The organism is Vibrio sp. 1F279, assembly GCF_041439815.1.
In the GTDB taxonomy this organism is placed as follows: Bacteria; Pseudomonadota; Gammaproteobacteria; order Enterobacterales; family Vibrionaceae; genus Vibrio; species Vibrio tasmaniensis_A.
In genome coordinates this window covers 1-20974 of sequence record NZ_JBGOOU010000049.1, presented here as the reverse complement: position 1 = coordinate 20974, position 20974 = coordinate 1, and the positions used below count along the sequence as shown (strand labels likewise).

Genomic DNA, 20974 nt, shown 5'->3' with positions numbered 1-20974 from the left:
TCAAAACTCCGATCTAGTGTTTAATTATTGCATCCCAACTGGCTTCTATTGCAGATTCTAGTTCTGCCTCGTCGAGTTGGTAAAATCCTAAAGAATGCTTTCGCGCTAGAGATACACTAGCCGCTAAGCTCAAGCCGCTTAATACTTCATTATCAAGTGGTTTAAACAGTCCTTGCTCTTTACCCTCATTAAATAGCAGCTCAACTTGGGCAAACATTTTACGTTCTAGTTCCCTGAAGTTTAGGCTATTTGTGATGGGCAGTGAGTCATATTGAACCCGATTTTTTATCGCGGCTAAGTTCGTTCCCGCTAAGTTCCATATGTTCAACCACATAGTACGGTAGCGTTGCTTAATTGGATCCGAATCATCAACCCCTTCTTGAACAGCATCTGCTACTCGTTGAGTCACGAGCACTCGAACATCATCTATCAAGTGGTCTTTATCATCGAAGTAGCGGTAGATAGTGCCTGCAGCAACTCCCGCCTCTTTGGCTAATTTTTGCATTGAAAGGCCTTGAAAACCGACCTCCGCAATGAGCTTTTCAGCGGCAGAAAGTATTTGTTGGCGTTTATCCTGAGGTGCATGAGTTGTCATTATTCCATCACCAGTGAATGAACGTTCATTCATTATAGCCCAAGAACCATACACATGTGCAACAAAGTTTTACACAAGTCGCGTAAAAATCTTGTATAAGAGAACGTAGCATTCGTGGTGTTGCAGCATTATTATAGGCGCGCAATTGAATTCGCCCCTCTAGACCAAATTGAGAATCAAATGAGACTGAACCCAAGACAAGATGAAGCCGTGAAGTATGTTTCTGGTCCCTGCTTAGTATTAGCGGGCGCTGGATCGGGTAAAACACGTGTTATCACCAACAAGATTGCTTACTTGGTTCAAGAGTGTGGCTACAAGGCTCGTAATATTGCAGCGGTAACCTTTACCAATAAAGCGGCACGCGAGATGAAAGAGCGTGTGGGTCAAACTCTGGGTAAAGGTGAATCTAAAGGTCTGATCGTTTCAACGTTCCATACCATGGGTTTAACTATCATTCGCCGAGAATACAAAGCGCTGGGTCTGAAAGCAGGCTTCTCGTTATTTGATGACCAAGACCAGTTAGCTCTACTTAAAGAACTAACCGAAACACAGATCGATGGTGATAAGGATCTGCTGCGTTCTTTGATGAGTACCATCTCAAATTGGAAGAATGACATGCTGACGCCAGATCAGGCGAAAGCAAGAGCTCAAGGCGAACAAGAACAGTTGTTTGCATTCTGTTTTGAGATGTATCAGAAGCAGATGAAGGCCTATAACGCACTCGATTTTGATGATCTGATTGCGATGCCAGTATTGCTACTGAAAACCAATCAAGAAGTGCGTGAACGCTGGCAGTCTCGTATTCGTTATTTGCTGGTCGATGAATATCAAGATACCAACACTAGCCAATATGAGTTGGTTCGTTTACTGGTGGGTGAACGTGGTCGTTTGACGGTCGTAGGTGATGATGACCAATCTATTTACTCATGGCGTGGCGCAAAACCACAAAACTTGGTTTTGTTAGGTGAGGATTACCCGAACCTACGCTTGATCAAACTAGAGCAAAACTACCGCTCGACCAGTCGAATTTTGCGAGCAGCGAACATCTTGATCGCCAACAATCCGCACGTCTATGAGAAGTCACTGTTCTCTGAGATCCCAGATGGTGAAAAGCTCAAGGTATTAAATGCTAAGAATGAAGAGCATGAAGCAGAGCGTATTACCGGTGAGATCATCGCCCACAAGTTTTTGAATCGCACAGAATACAAAGATTACGCAGTGCTTTACCGCGGTAACCACCAATCTCGCTTGATTGAAAAAGCCTTGATGCAGAACCGTGTGCCTTACAAAATCTCAGGCGGTACATCCTTTTTCGCCAGAGCAGAAATTAAAGACATCATGGCTTACCTACGTGTGTTGGTGAATCCTGATGATGACAACGCCTTTTTGCGTATTGTAAACACACCACGTCGTGAGATCGGCCCAGTTACGCTTGAAAAATTAGGCAGCTACGCCAACATGCGCGGTAAAAGCCTGTTTGAAGCCAGCTTCGAAATGGGCTTAGAGCAAACGCTGACGGGCCGGGGTTTGGAAAACCTGCGTCGTTTCAGCGATTGGATTGTTCGTATCTCGGATAATGCAGAGCGTGGTAATACAGTTGAGGCGGTTCGCTCTTTGGTTCGTGACATTAATTACGAAGACTGGCTCTACGAAACCTCTCCAAGCCCCAAAGCCGCTGAAATGCGAATGAAGAACGTGTCTGATCTCTATAGCTGGATTGTGGCCGACCTCGAAGGTGACAACTATGATAAAGAAGAGAAGACGCTACGAGAGGTTGTTCAACGTTTAACTTTACGCGATATGATGGAGCGCGGGGAAGATAATGACGATGCAGACCAAGTTCAACTAATGACATTGCACGCTTCGAAAGGCCTAGAGTTTCCGTATGTATTCTTGATGGGGGCTGAAGAGGGCATCTTGCCACACCAAACCAGTGTTGATGAAGGTAATGTAGAAGAAGAGCGTCGTCTTATGTATGTAGGGATTACGCGAGCGCAGAAAGAGCTGACTTTTACTAAGTGTCGAGAACGTCGTCAGTATGGTGAATTGATTAAGCCAACACAAAGCCGCTTCCTTGACGAGTTGCCGCATGAGGATGTGGAGTGGGAAAGCGTTAAGAAACCACAATCCGCTGAAGAAAGAATGGAAAAAGGACAGGCACACATTGCTAATATTCGTGCGATGTTCAACAAAAAGTAGCGTCTGGTTCTGAAAGCATTAAATAGAGATAAATAAAAAGGTGACCATAGGGTCACCTTTTTTGAATTGGGTATTTTTAATTACAGATCGGTAAATTACAGACCAGCAATCATGTGCTCGATAGCATCTTTGATTTCGTCGTCTGAACAGTCCATACATGAACCTTTCGCTGGCATTGCATTAAAGCCGTTGATTGCGTGGTTAGCTAGGATATCGCGACCTTGAGCAATACGAGGCCCCCAATCACCAGCATCACCTGTTTTAGGTGCGCCACTTACGCCAGATGCGTGACAAGCGATACAAAAGGTACCGTAAACTGTTGCGCCATCACGAGGGCCTGTTGGTTCTGCGACTACTGTTTCGCTGCCGACTAGGTAAACTTGACCAACTGGTTTGATGCGTTCAGCAATTGCATCTTGCTCTGCTTCGCTAAGGCCTGAAGCCATTGCGCCAGTTGAAAAGGTTAAAACTGCGATGACAACGCTTAAAATTCGACGAGACATATCCATTAAACTCACTTTACATTCCCAAGGTAAGTACGTGCTTACCAATTTATAGTGTTGGAGGGTGTTTTGGCTTCACCAGCAAAGAGCAACTGTTAAACCAATGTAAATAATGGGTGATTATATCCCGATAAGTTGTTGCAATAAACAACAACTTATAAGCTGTGGCGGGTTGTAGTACTCAAATAAGGGGTTTATCACATATTAACTGTCGAAAAAGAGACCAAACAGAAAAAAAAGTTAAAAAAGTACTAGACGGCATTGGGTGATATACGTATTATTCCACTCCGCCGACAGGGCATGCGCCTGTAGCTCAGCTGGATAGAGCGTTGGCCTCCGGAGCCAAAGGCCGAAGGTTCGAATCCTTTCAGGCGCGCCATCCGGTCTCTTACTTCGGTAAGTGAGAAATTGGCAAAAAAGAAATAATGGTGGCTATAGCTCAGTTGGTAGAGCCCTGGATTGTGATTCCGGTGGTCGCGAGTTCGAATCTCGTTAGCCACCCCATTCTTTCTTTACAAAATATCGGTAGCTTCGGCTTCCAGTGTTGATTCATTATTCCCAAGAGTCGATACAAAATTAGTCGGTGAATAGCGCAGCTTGGTAGCGCATCTGGTTTGGGACCAGAGGGTCGGGGGTTCGAATCCCTCTTCACCGACCACTATTTCAATAATCGCTTGTTAAGCGGTTATATAAAAAATTAGTGGTGGCTATAGCTCAGTTGGTAGAGCCCTGGATTGTGATTCCGGTGGTCGCGAGTTCGAATCTCGTTAGCCACCCCATTAATTTTGGTAGCTTCTTTGAAGTTCCCAGTTTGAGAAATCAAACGAAACGTCTCGGTGAATAGCGCAGCTTGGTAGCGCATCTGGTTTGGGACCAGAGGGTCGGGGGTTCGAATCCCTCTTCACCGACCACCTTAAGAAGCCTCGTCAGAAATGACGGGGCTTTTTTACGTCTGGAATTTAGATAATTTGGTGCCAAGAGGGCCGTGGGCTGGATCGCCAGTCCGCAGGGAGCCCTGCCGCGTCAAACCCCTCTTCACCGACCACCTTTAAGAAAGCTCATCAGAAATGATGAGCTTTTTTTCATCTGTAGATCACTAGATTAGAACCCAAGTGGGGTTCGCCTGATGTTCAAAGAATGTCTCTTCACCTATCACTTAAGAAGCCTCAACTAGCTGTCCGCGTCAGAAATGACGGGGCTTTTTTACATCTCTCGTTTCAGTAATCCTCAATTTTGAATGCTGGGACTTCAACCGCTTCGACATCTTGCCTGATGTCACCTCCGTAAATCTCCCCCTCCATATAACAAGGCAGGCTCTTACCCTTTATCTTCATTATGGTGCTTATACGGAGCGATTTGCTTTATCAAATGTGCAGATCGATATCTAATTTTATATAAAACTAACCACCAATCATTCGACAAATTAATAGGTTTGGTCTAAGGATTTTTATGAAAAGTGAAATTTGACGTTAAATATGTTCTCTAAGGCCTGTATTTGACAGATTTCTTCGAATCTTGTTGTTTAAAAAATCCTTTGATTTATTGAGTCTTTCGTTTTTCTTGTTTGTATTTATCAAAATAATTCATATGGTTGAATGTGTGGCTAGGTTGGTTTTGTCTGGTTGTTTTGTTTGCTTAAATTGGTAAAGTTAGCGTTTGTTTCTATAGTGTTAATTGTTTTTTGGAATAATTATTTGATCTTGGTGACTGGTGGGGATATGTGCTTTGAATGATATGTTTAACTCTACAAGTACGCAGTAGTAAGGGGTTTGTGAGTATTTATTATTGGAAATATAATGCTGATTTTCATTACTATATGCTCTTCGAGTGAATACTTATGTGGTATTTTTACTTGCTAAGCGTTTAATGTCGACTTTTTATCCTATTTTTGTTGCTTTTCTGTGAATTATTTGCCAAATTGTCAACCGTATAAAATATCAGAACAATATTCTGGTAAGAATGGATTCAATTTTGCAGACAGGGCAGAAAGCTGCCAAAGCAGTAGAGGTCTGGTAATGTCACTTTTAGAAGTAAAAAATCTTCGTATCGAATACCCATCTCGTCATGGAGTTCACGCCGCAGTGAAATCACTTTCGTTCAACATTGAACGTGGTGAAATTGTTGGCGTTGTAGGCGAGTCTGGTGCAGGCAAATCAACAGTAGGTAATGCTGTGATCGATTTGCTGAGCCCTCCTGGTCGCATTGCTAGCGGCGAGGTATTTCTGGACGGTGAAAAAGTTTCAGGCTTATCTCCTGAACAGATGCGTTCTGTTCGCGGCTCAAAGATTGGTTTTATCTTCCAAGATCCAATGACTTCTCTTAACCCTCTATTCACAGTAGAACAGCAGTTAAAAGAGACGATTCATGCCAACATGAAGGTTTCGGATCAAGAAGCCTACCAGCGCTCATTAGATTTGATGAACCAAGTTGGTATTCCGCAACCAGAAAACCGTTTAAAGCAGTACCCACACCAATTCTCTGGCGGTATGCGTCAGCGTGTTGTTATCGCGATCGCACTGGCAGGTGAACCTGACCTAATCATCGCCGATGAACCAACAACCGCACTGGATGTTTCTATTCAAGATCAGATCTTGGGTTTGATTCGCGACCTATGTATTAAGAAGAATGTAGGTTGTATGTTGGTCACACACGATATGGGTGTGGTATCTAATGTTACCGATCGCGTAGCCGTTATGTATCGTGGTGATTTGGTTGAGTTTGGTCCGACGGCGAAAGTCCTTGGTACTCCTGAACACCCTTACACGCACAGTCTTATCTCCGCGGTTCCGCGTTCAGATCGTAAACTTGATCGTTTCCCTCTTGTGAGCTACATCGAAGAAGCACATGAGATGGAACCACTTGATGTGAAAAACCATTGGTTGGGTCAAAGCCAAGATCACCGTGATTACACTGGTCCACTGTTGAATGTTGAAAATGTAAACTTACGCTTTACTACCAAGGATTCTTTCTTTGAGAGTCGTCGTGAGTACGTTCAGGCGTCAAATAACGTGAGCTTTGAAGTACATGAAGGTGAAACTTTTGGTCTTGTTGGTGAATCTGGTTCGGGTAAATCAACGATTGCTCGTGTGATTGCTGGTTTGTACGCACCTAACTCAGGCAAGGTAACGTTTGAAGGCGTTGATCTTACGGGACTTAAATCTGAAAAAGAACGTCGCCCAATGCGTCGTCAAATGCAGATGGTTTTCCAAAACCCTTATACATCAATGAACCCTCGAATGAAGATATTCGACATCATTGCTGAGCCGATCCGATTCCATAAACTTACGCGTAACGAGAATGAAACTCGTCAGATCGTTAACGACCTGCTAGAGCACGTTGGTTTAGGCAAGATGGCTGGGGTTAAATACCCACACGAATTCTCAGGTGGCCAACGTCAGCGTATTTCTATCGCTCGCGCCTTGGCAACTCGTCCACGTCTTTTGATTTGTGATGAACCTACCTCGGCGCTGGATGTGTCGGTTCAGGCTCAGATCCTTAACCTATTAAAAGATTTACAAGACGAGCTCAACCTAACCATGCTGTTCATCAGTCACGATTTACCGGTTATTCGCCAAATGTGTGATCGTGTTGGTGTGATGCAAATGGGAGAACTATTGGAAGTAGCGCCAACTGAGCAGCTATTCCAATCGCCTCAGCATGAATACAGCAAACACCTAATTTCTTTAATGCCTGAATTTACAGGTTTAAGAGAAGAAAAAGCAGTGGCACAAGCCGCGGTATAAAAATCAGCAGGCTGGAGTTTAGCTTGCTAAAAACAATAAACAGACGCAAATACAACAACTAGGGATCTGGATTCCCGCATGAAGGAGTTATGCAATGAAAACCATGAAAAGCAAATTAGCAGTAGCTTTAATGGCAGCTGGCCTAAGCTTTAGTGCAGCAGCAGCAGATATTACCGTTGGCTACGCAGCTGACCCGGTATCACTTGACCCGCACGAGCAGCTGTCTGGTGGCACACTGCAAATGTCTCACATGGTGTTTGACCCTCTAGTACGTTTCACTCAAGAGATGGATTTTGAAGGCCGCCTAGCATCTAGCTGGGAGCGTGTTGATGAAACGACTTTCCGCTTTAACTTACGTAAAGGCGTGAAATTCCACTCTGGTAACGAACTGACTGCTGATGATGTTGTGTGGACTTTTGAACGTCTACAAGCTTCTCCAGACTTTAAGTCTATCTTCACGCCATACGAAAAAATGGTAAAAGTGGATGACTACACAGTTGAGCTAGTATCAAAAGCGGCTTACCCACTAGTACTACAAACAGCAACCTACATCTTCCCAATGGACAGCAAGTTCTACTCTGGTCAAACAGCGGAAGGTAATGACAAATCTGAGCTAGTTAAGCACGGTAACTCGTTTGCTTCGACTAACGTTTCTGGTACTGGTCCATTTATCGTAACGCAGCGTGAGCAAGGCGTTAAAGTAACGTTCGAGCGTTTCAACGATTACTGGGACACAGAAACTGAAGGTAACGTAGACAAGCTAACACTTGTGCCAATCAAAGAAGATGCAACGCGTGTAGCAGCACTTCTTTCTGGCGACGTTGATATGATTCACCCTGTTGCGTCAAACGATCACAAGCGTGTTAAAAAAGCTAAGAACATCGATCTAGTAACGCTACCTGGTACTCGTATCATTACGTTCCAAATGAACCAAAACAGCAACGAAGCACTGAAAGATGTGCGCGTTCGTCAAGCAATCGTTCATGCGATTAACAATGAAGGTATTGTTAAGAAAATCATGAAAGGTTTCGCGACCGCTGCTGGTCAGCAGAGCCCAACAGGCTACGCGGGTCACAACGAAGATCTAGTTCCTCGTTACGATCTGAAAAAAGCGAAAGAGCTGATGAAAGAAGCGGGCTACGAAGATGGCTTTACACTAACTATGGCAGCGCCTAACAACCGTTACGTGAACGATGCGAAAGTAGCGCAAGCGTCTGCGGCAATGCTGTCTAAGATTGGTATCAAAGTTGATCTTAAGACAATGCCTAAAGCACAGTACTGGCCAGAATTTGACCTATGTTCAGCAGACATGATGATGATCGGCTGGCACTCAGATACTGAAGATTCAGCTAACTTCAACGAGTTCTTAACAATGACTCGCAACGAAGAGACTGGCCGTGGTCAATACAACTGTTCTGGCTACTCAAACCCAGAAATGGATGCGATTGTAGAAGCTTCTAACACTGAAACTGACCCAGTTAAGCGTTCTAAGATGCTGAAAGGCGTTGAAGCAACACTTTACAACGATGCAGTCTTCGTTCCTCTACACTGGCAGAGTGAAGCGTGGGGCGCGAAATCTAACGTAGGTGCAGCAGACGTAGTAAACCCAATGGTTATGCCTTACTTCGGCGACCTAGTTGTAAAATAATCTAGCTTGCTAGAATCGAGAGCCTGAAGCTTTCAGGCTCTCAATATTATTAAGATATAGATTTAAGTTTCGGTATTTGGTCTTCCTTCAGTCTGGCTAAATACCTTTTTTAAGACTGAATTTTTTTGTTGTCTAGTCGCGGATTTCGATTAGATAGTCATGGATAGATAAGGGGCAAGGAATGGTTACGTTTCTGGTCAAGCGCCTGTTTCAGGCACTGATAGTGATGTTTGTGATCAGTTTGGTGGCGTTTGCCATTCAGGATAACCTGGGCGACCCGTTACGTGAGTTAGTCGGTCAATCTGTTTCAGAGGCGGAGCGTCAAGCGCTACGCGATGAACTCGGCTTAAATGATCCCTTCGTTACAAAATACTCTCGCTTTGTAGGCGCAGCTCTACAGGGTGATCTTGGTACTTCATACTTCTTTAAGCGACCTGCAGTTGATGTGATTCTAGATAAACTAGTGGCGACTCTGGAGCTGGTATTTGGTGCTTCTTTAATTATTGTTTGTATGTCGATCCCACTCGGCGTTTACTCTGCTATTCACCCAAAAAGCTTTTTTACCAAATTGATTATGGCAGGCAGTAGTGTCGGTATCTCGGTTCCTGTTTTCTTAACTGCAATCATGCTGATGTATGTGTTCTCTATTGAGCTCGGTTGGCTGCCGTCATTTGGACGTGGTGATACGGCCAACTGGTTTGGTTGGGAGTCTGGCTTCTTAACGCTAGATGGCCTTGCACACTTAGTTCTGCCGAGTATTGCTCTGGCATCTATCATGCTGCCGCTGTTTATTCGTCTAGTTCGTTCTGAAATGCTAGAAGTTCTAAGTTCTGAATACATTAAGTTTGGTAAAGCGAAAGGCCTAGCGCTAAACAAAATCTATTACCAACATGCATTGAAAAACACCATGCTACCGGTACTTACCGTTGGTGGTGTTCAGATTGGTACGATGGTGGCATACACCATTCTTACTGAGACGGTTTTCCAGTGGCCAGGTACAGGTTTCTTATTCTTAGAAGCGATTAACCGAGTGGATACTCCGCTGATTACCGCATACGTTATTTTTGTTGGTCTTATTTTCGTCGTGACTAACACAATTGTTGATTTGCTTTACGGTGTTATCAACCCAACCGTTAACATCACAGGGAAAGGAGCATAATCATGGAACAGACATCGACAGTGCCGTCTCGCTGGGAACGTTTTAAGCAATCTGACATTGTGTATTACTTCTTACGCGACAAAGTGGCAATGGTGAGCTTCGCCATTTTCTCAATCTTCTTGGTGATGGCTCTAGCTGCACCTATCCTAGCGCCAACAGACCCGTACGACGTGACATCGATTGATATCATGGACTCAGAACTTCCACCATCATGGATGGAAGACGGCGAAGAACGCTTCTTGCTAGGAACGGATGAGCAAGGCCGTGATATTTTATCGACTATGCTTTACGGTTCTCGTTTATCACTGACCATTGGTTTCTTAGCGGTAGGTCTACAACTGACGCTTGGTATTATCATTGGCTTGTCTGCAGGTTACTTCGGTGGCCGTATTGATAGCTTCTTGATGCGCTTCGCTGATGTTCAGCTTTCGTTCTCAACCATGATGGTTGCGATCATTGTCTCGGCCATCTTTAAGGCAAGTTTCGGTAGTGATTTCTATGCACAATACGCTGTGGTGATGCTGGTGGTGATCATTGGTATCGCAGAATGGCCGCAGTATGCACGTACTATTCGTGCATCAGTATTAGCAGAGAAGAAGAAAGAGTACGTAGAAGCGGCACGTGTGATGGGCTTTAGAGCACCTCGTATCATGTTCCGTCATATTCTGCCTAACTGTTTATCACCGATTTTGGTTATCTCTACAGTACAGGTGGCAAATGCCATCATGTCAGAAGCGGCACTTTCTTTCCTAGGTTTAGGCCTTCCAGTCGACCAACCCTCACTGGGTGCTCTGATTAGTACTGGTTTTAACTACATCTTCTCAGGAGCATGGTGGATCACTGCATTCCCAGGTGTGCTTTTGGTGACATTGGTTCTAGTTATCAACCTACTAGGCGACTGGTTACGTGACGTGTTTAACCCGAAAATCTATAAAGGGTGATAGTTCAGTTTGATTTTTAGTAAAAAAAATCACTAAACTAAGAGTCGTAAGCAATTACGGCTCTTTTTTTGCTTAATGAATTTGGAACTTAGTACCATTGATAGAGTCAATAGTACTTAAAATGGAATTCATGTTTTATCGACATTTGTTCGGTAATAATTAACCCCTAGAGGGTTTAAGTGGTGGTTATGAAGTTGACAATGAATGTTGTATGTCGTGCTGTGGTTAGAAATTATCGTATGGGGCTTATTGCTACATCCCTGTTGGTATCAAGCCAAGTTAATGCCGAATCGGTTCTATGCGATGCGACTCAGGCAAGCACCAATCAGTTACCACAGCTAGAACAATCATGTCCGATTGGTAAAGGTGTTTGGGGCAGTAAAGCACCTAAACATCATTCAGATAATGAGCTGTTTTGGGTTCAATGTGGTTTGTTGAATAAGCCTTTGTCACTGAGCAAAGCAAAGCCATTGTATGAGAAGATTTCAACTAACGTATGGATGAAGCCCGAAGGTGGAGACTATCGCTGCCTAATTGGTCCTTATTCTACTTTCTCTGATGCGAGAAAAGACTTAGCTCAGGTACGTAAGGTTTCTGGCTATGGCGAAGCCTTTATTCGTATGGTTGATAAATCGAAGACCTCTTCTTCACAACCGGTCGTGACCAAAGCAATGAAGTCAAAAACGGCAGAGCCAAAAACGGTTAAGCATCAAGCCCCAGTTAAGGCTAAAGTAGCAGCGAAACCAGCGCCGAAGCCGATAGCAGCTGCTCAAAAAGCTGCAGTCGCGAGTGCTGCTGCCATTCAAGCTTTCCCTAGTCATGGTGCAAATTCAGACAATGATCTGAACATTGAAATACGCATGACAGCGAGTGTTGCGGGTAGTAAATATGCGATTCCTTATCTTTTAGGTGATGAACAACAGTTTTATATGGAGCAAGGTAAACCTTGGAGCCGACTCGATTACGACAGTGCCGAATTAGTATGTGATAAGATTAATATGACGCTGTTGAGTGAAAAGCAGTGGCAAAGTCTCTTAGGGTCGAAGGTCATGGAAAATCAGAATTGGCCAATGCACCTGCCTTATTGGGGCGCAGACAAAAAAGGCCTGTTTACTAACGGTAACGTAAACCAGCTTAAAGGCTCCTCACTACTTAATGTGATGTGTGTGAAATAACGAAGACGTGCGTAATACCAAATAAGCCTCAGCCATTGCTGGGGCTTTGTTGTTTATACGCCTTTCTTTTCAATATCAGGTCGATTTCCGGATACTCGGATTTTCAATACAAATTTGATTAAAAATAGCTAAAAATTGTTCAAATAGAGCAGTTGGTGCGTAGAAAACCATAACTCAAGCAATAAGGTGATTGAGATTATGAGTTTGAAGAAACGATTAGAAGACGTAGCCCCGCTTTTTGAAGCCGGAGGTAAATACGAAAAGCTTTACCCTGTCTATGAGGCGTTTGCCACCATCTTTTATACGCCCGGCAACGTAAACCGAGGCTTGACCCATGTTCGAGATAGTATCGATCTCAAGCGAATTATGATTCTGGTGTGGCTGGCGACTTTCCCTGCCATGTTCTGGGGCATGTATAACGTCGGGCACCAGAGTGTCTCGGCACTTACATCCAGTTATCAACTTAACGAACTTACCTCGGTTATTGAGAGTAGTTGGCGCTTGTCATGGGCATTTGGTGATGCACAGTCATTGATAGTAAGTAGCTGGGGAAGTCAAATGCTGCTCGGGGCTCTCTACTTCTTACCCGTTTACGCGACAGTTTTCGTCGTCGGTGGTTTCTGGGAGGTGCTGTTTGCCGTTGTACGTAAGCATGAGGTCAACGAAGGATTTTTTGTTAGCTCGGTTCTCTTTGCCTTAATTCTTCCACCGACTATCCCGTTATGGCAAGCAGCGCTAGGTATCACCTTTGGTATCGTTGTCGCGAAAGAGCTGTTTGGTGGCACAGGGCGAAATTTCCTTAATCCAGCGCTTGCTGGTCGAGCCTTTCTCTACTTTGCCTATCCTGCCAACATGTCGGGAGGTTTAGTATGGGTGGCAGCCGATGGTTATTCTGGTGCAACACCTTTAAGCCAATGGTATGAAGGTGGTGGCGCGTCACTCATCAATAACATGACTGGCGAGGCGATCACTTGGATGGACGCCTTTATCGGTAATATTCCGGGTTCGATGGGCGAGGTTTCTTCATTGCTTATCATGTTGACGGGGCTGATTCTGATTGTCATGAAGATCGCCTCTTGGCGCATTGTTGCCGGTGTGATTATCGGTCTCGTCGTGACTTCGAGTTTGATGAACTGGATTGGCTCTGATACCAACTCGATGTTCTCGATGCCGTTCTACTGGCACTTTGTATTGGGCGGTGTTGCCTTTGGCACTTTCTTTATGGCAACCGACCCAGTTTCTGCCGCGTTTACTAATCAGAGTAAGTGGGCTTACGGGATTCTGATCGGTGTGATGACGGTCGGTATTCGAGTGCTCAACCCTGCTTATCCAGAGGGCATCATGTTGGCGATCTTGTTTGCTAACCTTTTTGCTCCGCTGTTCGACTTTGTAGTGAAAGAGCAAAACATCAAACGCAGGCAGAAACGAACATTGCGCTGATTTCAGTGCAGATAGGGAAAGCGATTCCCATAAGAAAGGCTTGCATCGCTGCAAGCCTTTCAATTTTTATTGCGATTGATTTGAAGTTGATTTAACTCCACTTCAAATCAATTTCGAATGGTTGGGTGTTACCACAATGCTCACCGCACATCTCATCGTATGCACTGTTGTGTATCAGCATTGCTGACGATACGCCTTGATCACTGAAGTGGTCGCGGGCTTGGTTAACACTCAAAAACTTCATTGGGTGCTGGTGGTCGTCTTTGATTAATTGCTTTTGCTCGCCAATGATTTGGTAAGCCAAGTAGATCCCGCCTTCAAATGATTCAATGAGTAGATTCATAACAAACTCCATGTTGTTCTCGATAGTTCTTTGTTTCTGTATCTACGTTGATGGTTGTTTGAAGGTTCATGTGTGTTAAAAATGAAAAAACCAGAAGCTCAGCTTCTGGTTTATTAATAAGTAATCAAATTAACTCAAAGGTTAGTTGATTTTTTGCATGATGCTCACACGGCCTGTTGTTGATCCGTCTGGAGTCATTTTACGGCGAGTTAGCAACCCTTCATCCCAGTTAGTACCAGCAGGTTGGTATTCCCATTTAATGATGTATTCTTGGTTATTACCATTTGCATCAACAGGACATTTATCTCCTGAACCAGGAATATAATCATTGTCAGTATCATCACAGAAGCGCACAACTGAGTTTAAATCTGTCAGGGTTGCTTTTGATTCACGTCCCGAAATGTTAAACCACCAATAGTCAATTGCAGCAAGCTCTTCATAGGTATACTTCTTGCCTGAGTCTTCAAGATCTGCCGGTGAGTTTGCATTGCACTCTTTCCCTGATACGGTAGCGCCCTCAGAATCAAATACCATTCTCATGACAGCATTTTGTCCATCAGCGCAAATCTGAGTGGTATCCCAAGAGCCAGTAAAGTCTACGTACCTTTCGTCGCTAGGTGTTTCTACGTGATAGTAGAAATTCAAACTTTCTTCGATGCGATTCTTTCCACTAGATTCGTTTGATGGGTCGTTTAACTCAGTTTTTGAACGAATTTGTGTGTATATTTTTGTAATTGGGTCATAGCTACCAGAAAGGGTTTCATATTGGTATGAAGGGTCTGCATCGCCTTCATCTCGATCATCTTCCAGTTTATTTGGCGTGTAGTGGTTGAGGATTTGTTGATTCCCTTCAATGAAAGGTACCTCATCGTAACGTCCTGGCTTAGGTGTGGTATTTTCTTTGCTTTTATCAAGCAGAAGGTAAGAAAACGGAGCGTTTAGAGTGAAGTCTGGGTGAGCTGTTTGATTGCAGCCTGCAGAACTTCCTGTCAATACACAGTTGATATACTCTTCAGCGTCTGCGTATGACAATAAAGAGTCGCTGTCACTTACAGCAATAAGACCATTGGCTGAATCTTGATAAGTGAAGTAAGGCGTGCCACGTGTATGTTCAAACACAGCTTTAGGGAGCATTTTGTCAGCGTGAACTAACATTGTCTTGTCGTTAGGGCGGTTGTTTGGATCGTTAATATCATACTGTCTCACCATGATTGAGCGAATGAATTGCCCATTTTTCGCTACAAATGGATTGGCATCAGTGCTGCCGCGAACAGTCCCTGATTTTTCTCCGAATGCTTTCTCCATATGAGCCAATGCTTCAGATTCACTAGTAATTGAAGTGACTCCCATCGCTGTCAGGAAGTCTGTAACAGAATCACGGTCATCTAGACTTAGGCTTTTCATCTTCGCTAACGTCGCTGCATCAGGTTCGCGCAGCGCATCTGGAATTGTCAGTACTTCATCAGAAGCGCTGCCAGATTGGTTATCTAAAGACTGAAGTAGAATTGCTAAATTTAGAGCTCGGTCGTATTTGCCCGCTGCTTCAAATGGTGTCAGTACATCACGGTTTGATGCTGCCCCTACTTTCAAGCCATTTTCACCACCAATGAAGAAGGTCACCGTGTCGTCAGACTTAGCGGTAAATTCGCCTTCGCTGTTTGTGATGCCCTTTGAACCAGAGCTAGTGCTGTAGTAGATACCTTCAACAGCGGCATCGATAAACTTGTTGGTTGTTGTGGATGGTCCTGTCGGTGTTGTGACACCTGAATTAGAACTGTCGCTACCACAACCTGTTAAAGCCACTGCAATCGCTGCTGCGAGAATACTCACTTTTTTCATTACTCGTACATCCTTCATGTATTAGAGCTAATTGTTTTTTTTATGCGTGTAATTTTATAGCGCGCGATTGTAGTTTGATCTTGATTCCAAGTTAAGTATGTAAAATGCTGTTCGGTTAATAAACATCCCGACCATACGGTAAAAAACAAAAAAAGCCGACATAGGTCGGCTTTTGTATAATATTTCTTTGACTTACAGTGGTTTATCGCATGGTAACAAACTACCAACACAGGTGGTTTCAGCAGTAAATCTGGAAAGGGTTGTATGATAAGGCTTGCTAGCCTTTTCCAGAAAAACAACATGCTTATGTTATTTTTCCTAAAACTTGAGCTTTGATGGTATCGGTTTCCTGAAAACTAGTTTTATCTAAGCTCTCTTTTACTAAAGCTAAATAGACGTAGCTAACGCGAAATAGTTCGATAGTCAGTTGTAGCGTATCATCATTACTCAAGCTTACATGCTCGTCATTTATGAGCTACCATCGACACTTAATGTTTGGTTCAAATCCTAAATCTCTTGAAAGATCTATAAGAGAAGTTAAACCTCGTCATACTGTTTGTATCAGTTAGTGTGCAAAGGTGTTACTAATTTACTTCCAGCTTAAAAAGTTTTTTCTAGCATCGAAGGTGACTCTAAGCTCTTATCATTATGTGGGAGTAGTGACTCAAGGAGCTTGGATAATATCAATGTTAGCTTGTCTTTAGGTGTATCTGATAGTTCTAATCCCAAACATTGTAAAGACGGAGTTATAGGGTTCAAACTCAAAAGATCGTGCTCTTTGACATGAAAGCTATTAAACGGAGAAGATTGTTCTGGAAATAAGATCGTCATAGAGTCGACCACTGTCTTTCCAGTTTCTCTTTGGTGAATACCGTGCACGTATTTCATAGTACATTCAGGAAGTCTTTTCTCTGATGCAATTAGCTCGGTTGTATATTTAGCATCAAGCACTGCTAACTTGAACTCTCCATTAGGTTGCTTGACCTCAATGACTATATCAGGACACCTATGTGAGTATTTATGCGTATGTGATCTGGCTCTTACCTCTGTTCTAGTAACAGTTAAACCTTCTGAGTTAATGAATCGACTATCCGAAACATTTCTATTGAAAGGCATCCAATAAACTGGTTCTCTAAGAAGCGAGATCTCATTGCCATATTTATCTTGCCAGTAACTATTTACTCTATCATTCGTAAGAAGAATACTGTTGAGCGTTTCTGCGACTCGATAATAACAATAAGATTCAAACAAAATAGGGATACTTTTTATCGCAAATAAATTCTCATATATAGACCAATCTGGCTTGCTTTTCTCATACCAGTTAATAAATTCTATAAAAATAGTTCGATAAGAGAGGTCTGATGCCGCTTTAGATGTCAACATCGGCCTTTGTGTTAATGCATGACTTACGCTTAAATGAGTATCTAAGTGAAACTTAAGGTTAGTTGCTGAATTTAAAAGGTTTTCACATCTGGTTACTTGTTCGCTCAAAAGGCGTTTTTTGAATTTTTTTACTTGTTCAAAAAACGACACATACCCTTTGGGGGGAGAAGTAACAGCTGTTTGACCTTCATCTATGCTTTCATATGAGTTTAATTGATTGGAAATTTCAACTATCAATAAATTCACAAAACCATGAATAACTCTATTTTCATAAACATCAGCACTTTCTTTGAGCTCTGAAATTTGAAGAGCACCCGCTCTATACATTCGATTTTCAAAGCGTAAATGTGACTGATGGATATCATCACACTCATCTAAAACAGATAGATTAGACATCAACCAACCTAATGACTCATCATTAAAATCATGATTATCATTAGGCTGAATAACCTTTTGCTCTGGAAGGAGCTTGGATATTGGTTTTCTTAATACGTTCGGAATTAATGAGACTAGTAATTTAAAGCTATACTCCAATCGTTCCAAATTACTGATCGGGGAGCTACTACCCTCCTTAAATCCTGCATTGTACTTTGTGGTTTGAAACAAAGAATGTAACTCGTCATCATCCAAACTAGCCAAGTATGACAACATTAACTCTACATTTTTTGCATTCGCTTTCGATGCTAAAACTTCAATTGGCTGAAAATTAACATAGTGCTGGCTACCATCTTGATTTAGTAGCTTTATTGTAAGTTCAGCCACCCCAAAATAATTGAAGAAAAGACAATCCTGTTTTCCTCCCCACTTTTTTTGGGGTAACCACTTAAAACAACAGTTGCTCTCACCATCATCATGTGTGATTGAACTGACATCAATTTTATGGTCATAAAGAATAAGTTCTGCGTCGGTATAATGGTTGGGTACAGAAAACGACAACTCAATCACTTCATTTTCTTTCACCCATTGCTCTGGTGCTGAAGATGAAGTAATTGCAGATAAAGAGAACTGATGGCCGTACCTTTCTCCACTTTGAATTTTGATATCAAGCTTCATTTGCTGTTACCAATTAAAAATAAGAGAAGGAGCTTGTAAATTCATTTCCACTAGCCAGAATTCGCTCTATTTGAGCTGTAGATCTAGGGTATGAGCGTCCAAGGATGGTCTGAAGGTTACCTAAACGCTTTTTGAAACCTAACCCGTAGCCTTCAATGTGTGGAAGTATATGTTGTTCTATAGCAAAATCTAAAGCAACTTCAGAATCTAGTATTGAACCAACAACTGCACAGTAATTTGTAATGGCATTTACTTTACGTTTACTTATATGTACTGGGTTTCCTAGTTTTGAATCTCGTACGGACAATTGCTCAATAACTTGTTTCAATACCAAAGAGTTTGCTTTAGATAACTCAGCTTCATCAGGGATAAAGAGCTTTTTCATCAAACTTGAGTGAACTGCACCATCAAGCTTCTTCCCTACAATATTATGTGCAATTTCACTAGACAGATCTAAATTGATAATTGGAGCTCTATCAATTAAACGAGGTGACAAACGTTCCGTTGTTGCATCATTGTTTATTGTTGCGATGAATCTGACAGACTCATCCAACTTAAGAAACCTTAGGTCTTCTTTAGGAATGCCTGTATCTATAGGTCTTGAACCATAATCACTGTCACAATGACCTATAAAGTCAGACCAATAATGTTCCATTGAAGAGAGGTTCGCTTCATCAAGCAGAATGAGCTTGTTTGCTTGATTACCATCTCGCTGTAGGAAATTATAAAGTCCCGTCCTTGATTCTTGATATACACCTTTTAGTGAGTTGTAAAAACCTAACGTATCTCGGCTTGACACCCAACCTCGGCCAACTGGAACAAATAAAAAATTCTTATCACCTTGAGAGCTGCCTAGGTGTAACGCTTCTGCTAAACGCGTTGCAGTTGATGTCTTCCCCGTTCCTGGAGGGCCACTCAACACAGTTAAGAAAGACTGATTTACCGAAACTAATAAGTTTGTCATTTCTTCTTGAGAAAAAGCTCTTCCGCCATCTTCTGAAAATTCATGACATAAGCTATCAATTAGGTCCTCGGCATTTTCTGGCTGGCTTTTGGCAAATACAATAGGTTTAGCTTCTAAAGAGGTAGTCTCAAGATATGATTGTCCACTTAAAACTTTATTAATGGCCTCCATCTCCCCAATTTTTTTAGCTAAATCTTGGTTACTTGTAGTTTGTAAAGTATTAACAAAGCCATTCGCTGCAGACTCAAGCATTTTATTATGCTCTTCTAGATACGACTTTCTTTTATTCAGCTGAACTGTTTCGTTGAAGATACCTAATTCTTTAGATTGATTCTCTATATCATTCACAATGTTAGAAAGATCTAACTTGGCAGATTCTATTTCCTTAGAAAGCTCATGTTGTTGTTCTTCAAGGCGTTTTTTTATGGTCTCTTCTTTTTCAGCTTCTATTTTTGCTATATCTTCTTCTACTTCTTTCTTTTTTAACTCAATCTTCAATTCGAAATCATGTAATTGAGTCTCTTTTTGCAAAAATGTATCTGATAGTTTTTGAAGTTTCAGTTTTATCTCTTGTTCTTTTTCATCAGCTTCTTCTTTAACCTTCTCTAAATGCTCTTGTAGCAAAGATAACTTGTTCTCTTCTACGTAAGTTTGCAGAAAGCGCTGGCCTGCCGACGAGCCAAGGTACTCTTTTATCAGAGAGTAACCAAAATCAGCTTCCACCAAGTATTTATCTAATAACTTTTTTAAACGTTCAACACGTTCATCTTGTTTTATTATTTGATTTTCTTTCTCACTGTCAGCAATAAACTGCTGTAACCTTTCAGCTTCTTTCTTGGCTAGAACTTTTGATTTTTTCCCAAAGCCTTGAGCATTAACAACGCGAATAAGTTGGTCATCAGACAAGTAGTCAATGCCTGAGTTGCCTGGTTTATACTTAGATATAGCCTTAAAGGAGGTAATGAATTTTTTCTCAACGCCATTAACAAAAACATCAACAACAGTATCTAGAACCTCTGAGTAGTTGAACTTTCCTAGGTACCCTTTACCAAAGCTTAATAATGGATGAACAAACGGTTCAACCATGTATCGCTTATCATCAGTTTGAGTGCTAGATAAAGGGCCGTACATGCATTGATTATCTAAGATAAAAAATGGTTGCGACGGTGGAACAACATCTAGAGGCAATAGCCCAGCTTGTTTGTCGGGAAGCTCTGTAATTAAAACTGGTAAGAATGTATTTTGAGGGAGCTTCTCCACATCATTGAAGTATGCTCGGTACTTTAAACCTTCTTTAGTTTCGTCCAGATAGTGATTCGATAGCACAAAGAGCTCACCGGCTTCATACTGCTCAGTAATCGCAGGAAAACCTTTTGTAATCAAGATATCACTAGGGTATTCATCACGGCTTAAGCGACGATAAGAACCATCTTCTTGTTCGGCTAAAACTGGGATTACAAACCCTTGGTTTTCGTTAAGAGCTGATGATTTAACTACAATTAACTTCTCAGTTATTACTTGCTGCATTTTCTGTCCTCATCAAATCTCGAAGCACTACACGTACACTTCTAGCATTTGTATGAAATAAATTAAGAACTATAGATTGCAGATAATATTACACTAAAGAGGCCTCATAATAATTGATTTTATGCGTGTAAGTGTAGTGCATCACTATAATTGTTTAGCTCTAGGTAGCTTACTCACGTTCAGTTTTATATTTTTATAAAAAGGCTGAAATTACGCGTTGTTTAAAAGCCCCTAATCGAAGTTCATCTTGTGTGCTAAGACCATCGACTGGGCTCGAACTGCCATTCATTATTGAGGTCCAGTTCAACTTGCTTTCAGGTGTTGATGCGCTGTCGAATAATTCATTTCGACCATTATTGAAGGGATTTCCTAAGTCGTATTCAAGTTCACCTGCCATTTTGGCAAACATATACCCGTGATCATTGAAGGAGCTTGATTTTTTGCAATGAGAAGATCATGCTA

The 20974-nt window shown here is 42.2% G+C and carries 14 protein-coding genes and 5 tRNA genes; 12 read left to right on the top strand and 7 right to left on the bottom strand.

The window, feature by feature from the left end; translation table 11 throughout:
* Positions 1-13: 13 nt before the first annotated feature.
* Positions 14-595, bottom strand: a complete 582-nt coding sequence (locus ACED60_RS23185) for a TetR/AcrR family transcriptional regulator (RefSeq protein ID WP_198137852.1) — start codon at positions 593-595, stop codon at positions 14-16.
* A gap of 180 nt (positions 596-775) precedes the next feature.
* Between ACED60_RS23185 and rep the strand changes: the two genes are divergently transcribed.
* Positions 776-2794, top strand: coding sequence for a DNA helicase Rep (rep, locus tag ACED60_RS23180; RefSeq protein ID WP_017077816.1), 2019 nt, complete (start codon positions 776-778; stop codon positions 2792-2794).
* Between the two features lie 95 nt (positions 2795-2889).
* Here rep and ACED60_RS23175 read toward each other — a convergent pair whose 3' ends face one another.
* Complete coding sequence (locus tag ACED60_RS23175; RefSeq protein ID WP_371728557.1) at positions 2890-3303, bottom strand: cytochrome c5 family protein; 414 nt, start codon at positions 3301-3303, stop codon at positions 2890-2892.
* 296 nt (positions 3304-3599) lie between these two features.
* Here ACED60_RS23175 and ACED60_RS23170 point away from each other — a divergent pair.
* From ACED60_RS23170 to ACED60_RS23120, 11 genes are all read left to right on the top strand, one after another.
* Positions 3600-3676 (top strand) — tRNA-Arg (locus ACED60_RS23170).
* Positions 3677-3725: 49 nt separating this feature from the next.
* A tRNA-His gene (locus ACED60_RS23165) sits at positions 3726-3801 on the top strand.
* 77 nt (positions 3802-3878) lie between these two features.
* Positions 3879-3955 (top strand) — tRNA-Pro (locus ACED60_RS23160).
* 45 nt (positions 3956-4000) lie between these two features.
* Positions 4001-4076: transfer RNA gene (locus tag ACED60_RS23155), tRNA-His, on the top strand.
* A gap of 55 nt (positions 4077-4131) precedes the next feature.
* Positions 4132-4208: transfer RNA gene (locus ACED60_RS23150), tRNA-Pro, on the top strand.
* Between the two features lie 1104 nt (positions 4209-5312).
* Entirely contained in the window at positions 5313-7040 is a 1728-nt protein-coding gene (locus ACED60_RS23145) for an ABC transporter ATP-binding protein (protein ID WP_009848076.1), read from the top strand.
* Positions 7041-7134: 94 nt separating this feature from the next.
* Complete coding sequence (locus tag ACED60_RS23140) at positions 7135-8688, top strand: ABC transporter substrate-binding protein (RefSeq protein WP_371728556.1); 1554 nt, start codon at positions 7135-7137, stop codon at positions 8686-8688.
* A 181-nt stretch (positions 8689-8869) separates the two neighbouring features.
* Positions 8870-9847: an ABC transporter permease gene (locus tag ACED60_RS23135; RefSeq protein WP_009848074.1), complete on the top strand. Its 978-nt coding sequence runs from the start codon at positions 8870-8872 to the stop codon at positions 9845-9847.
* Positions 9848-9849: 2 nt separating this feature from the next.
* Positions 9850-10788: an ABC transporter permease gene (locus ACED60_RS23130; protein ID WP_004735541.1), complete on the top strand. Its 939-nt coding sequence runs from the start codon at positions 9850-9852 to the stop codon at positions 10786-10788.
* Positions 10789-10976: 188 nt separating this feature from the next.
* Positions 10977-11963 carry an SPOR domain-containing protein gene (locus ACED60_RS23125; RefSeq protein WP_371728555.1) on the top strand — a complete coding sequence of 329 codons (987 nt, stop codon included), beginning with the start codon at positions 10977-10979 and terminating at the stop codon, positions 11961-11963.
* Positions 11964-12161: 198 nt separating this feature from the next.
* A complete protein-coding gene (locus tag ACED60_RS23120; RefSeq protein WP_371728554.1) occupies positions 12162-13403 on the top strand; it encodes an NADH:ubiquinone reductase (Na(+)-transporting) subunit B in 1242 nt (413 codons plus the stop codon).
* A gap of 91 nt (positions 13404-13494) precedes the next feature.
* Here ACED60_RS23120 and ACED60_RS23115 read toward each other — a convergent pair whose 3' ends face one another.
* The 5 genes from ACED60_RS23115 to ACED60_RS23095 all read right to left on the bottom strand — a co-directional run bounded on the left by ACED60_RS23115 (position 13495) and on the right by ACED60_RS23095 (position 20921).
* Entirely contained in the window at positions 13495-13746 is a 252-nt protein-coding gene (locus tag ACED60_RS23115; protein WP_017103429.1) for a DUF6482 family protein, read from the bottom strand.
* 141 nt (positions 13747-13887) lie between these two features.
* The gene (locus ACED60_RS23110; protein ID WP_371728553.1) at positions 13888-15585 is read right to left on the bottom strand and encodes a hypothetical protein; all 1698 of its coding nucleotides are present in this window, start codon (positions 15583-15585) and stop codon (positions 13888-13890) included.
* Between the two features lie 600 nt (positions 15586-16185).
* The gene (locus ACED60_RS23105) at positions 16186-18021 is read right to left on the bottom strand and encodes a DUF2357 domain-containing protein (RefSeq protein ID WP_102535229.1); all 1836 of its coding nucleotides are present in this window, start codon (positions 18019-18021) and stop codon (positions 16186-16188) included.
* A gap of 13 nt (positions 18022-18034) precedes the next feature.
* Positions 18035-20512, bottom strand: a complete 2478-nt coding sequence (locus ACED60_RS23100) for an AAA family ATPase (protein WP_017099224.1) — start codon at positions 20510-20512, stop codon at positions 18035-18037.
* 193 nt (positions 20513-20705) lie between these two features.
* Positions 20706-20921, bottom strand: coding sequence for a hypothetical protein (locus tag ACED60_RS23095; protein ID WP_371728552.1), 216 nt, complete (start codon positions 20919-20921; stop codon positions 20706-20708).
* Positions 20922-20974: the final 53 nt, after the last annotated feature.

Coding starts and splice junctions, on each gene's coding strand:
- ACED60_RS23185 (WP_198137852.1), bottom strand. CDS start 595: ATGACAACTCATGCACCTCAGGATAAACGCCAACAAATACTTTCTGCC.
- rep (WP_017077816.1), top strand. CDS start 776: ATGAGACTGAACCCAAGACAAGATGAAGCCGTGAAGTATGTTTCTGGT.
- ACED60_RS23175 (WP_371728557.1), bottom strand. CDS start 3,303: ATGGATATGTCTCGTCGAATTTTAAGCGTTGTCATCGCAGTTTTAACC.
- ACED60_RS23145 (WP_009848076.1), top strand. CDS start 5,313: ATGTCACTTTTAGAAGTAAAAAATCTTCGTATCGAATACCCATCTCGT.
- ACED60_RS23140 (WP_371728556.1), top strand. CDS start 7,135: ATGAAAACCATGAAAAGCAAATTAGCAGTAGCTTTAATGGCAGCTGGC.
- ACED60_RS23135 (WP_009848074.1), top strand. CDS start 8,870: ATGGTTACGTTTCTGGTCAAGCGCCTGTTTCAGGCACTGATAGTGATG.
- ACED60_RS23130 (WP_004735541.1), top strand. CDS start 9,850: ATGGAACAGACATCGACAGTGCCGTCTCGCTGGGAACGTTTTAAGCAA.
- ACED60_RS23125 (WP_371728555.1), top strand. CDS start 10,977: ATGAAGTTGACAATGAATGTTGTATGTCGTGCTGTGGTTAGAAATTAT.
- ACED60_RS23120 (WP_371728554.1), top strand. CDS start 12,162: ATGAGTTTGAAGAAACGATTAGAAGACGTAGCCCCGCTTTTTGAAGCC.
- ACED60_RS23115 (WP_017103429.1), bottom strand. CDS start 13,746: ATGAATCTACTCATTGAATCATTTGAAGGCGGGATCTACTTGGCTTAC.
- ACED60_RS23110 (WP_371728553.1), bottom strand. CDS start 15,585: ATGAAAAAAGTGAGTATTCTCGCAGCAGCGATTGCAGTGGCTTTAACA.
- ACED60_RS23105 (WP_102535229.1), bottom strand. CDS start 18,021: ATGAAGCTTGATATCAAAATTCAAAGTGGAGAAAGGTACGGCCATCAG.
- ACED60_RS23100 (WP_017099224.1), bottom strand. CDS start 20,512: ATGCAGCAAGTAATAACTGAGAAGTTAATTGTAGTTAAATCATCAGCT.
- ACED60_RS23095 (WP_371728552.1), bottom strand. CDS start 20,921: ATGTTTGCCAAAATGGCAGGTGAACTTGAATACGACTTAGGAAATCCC.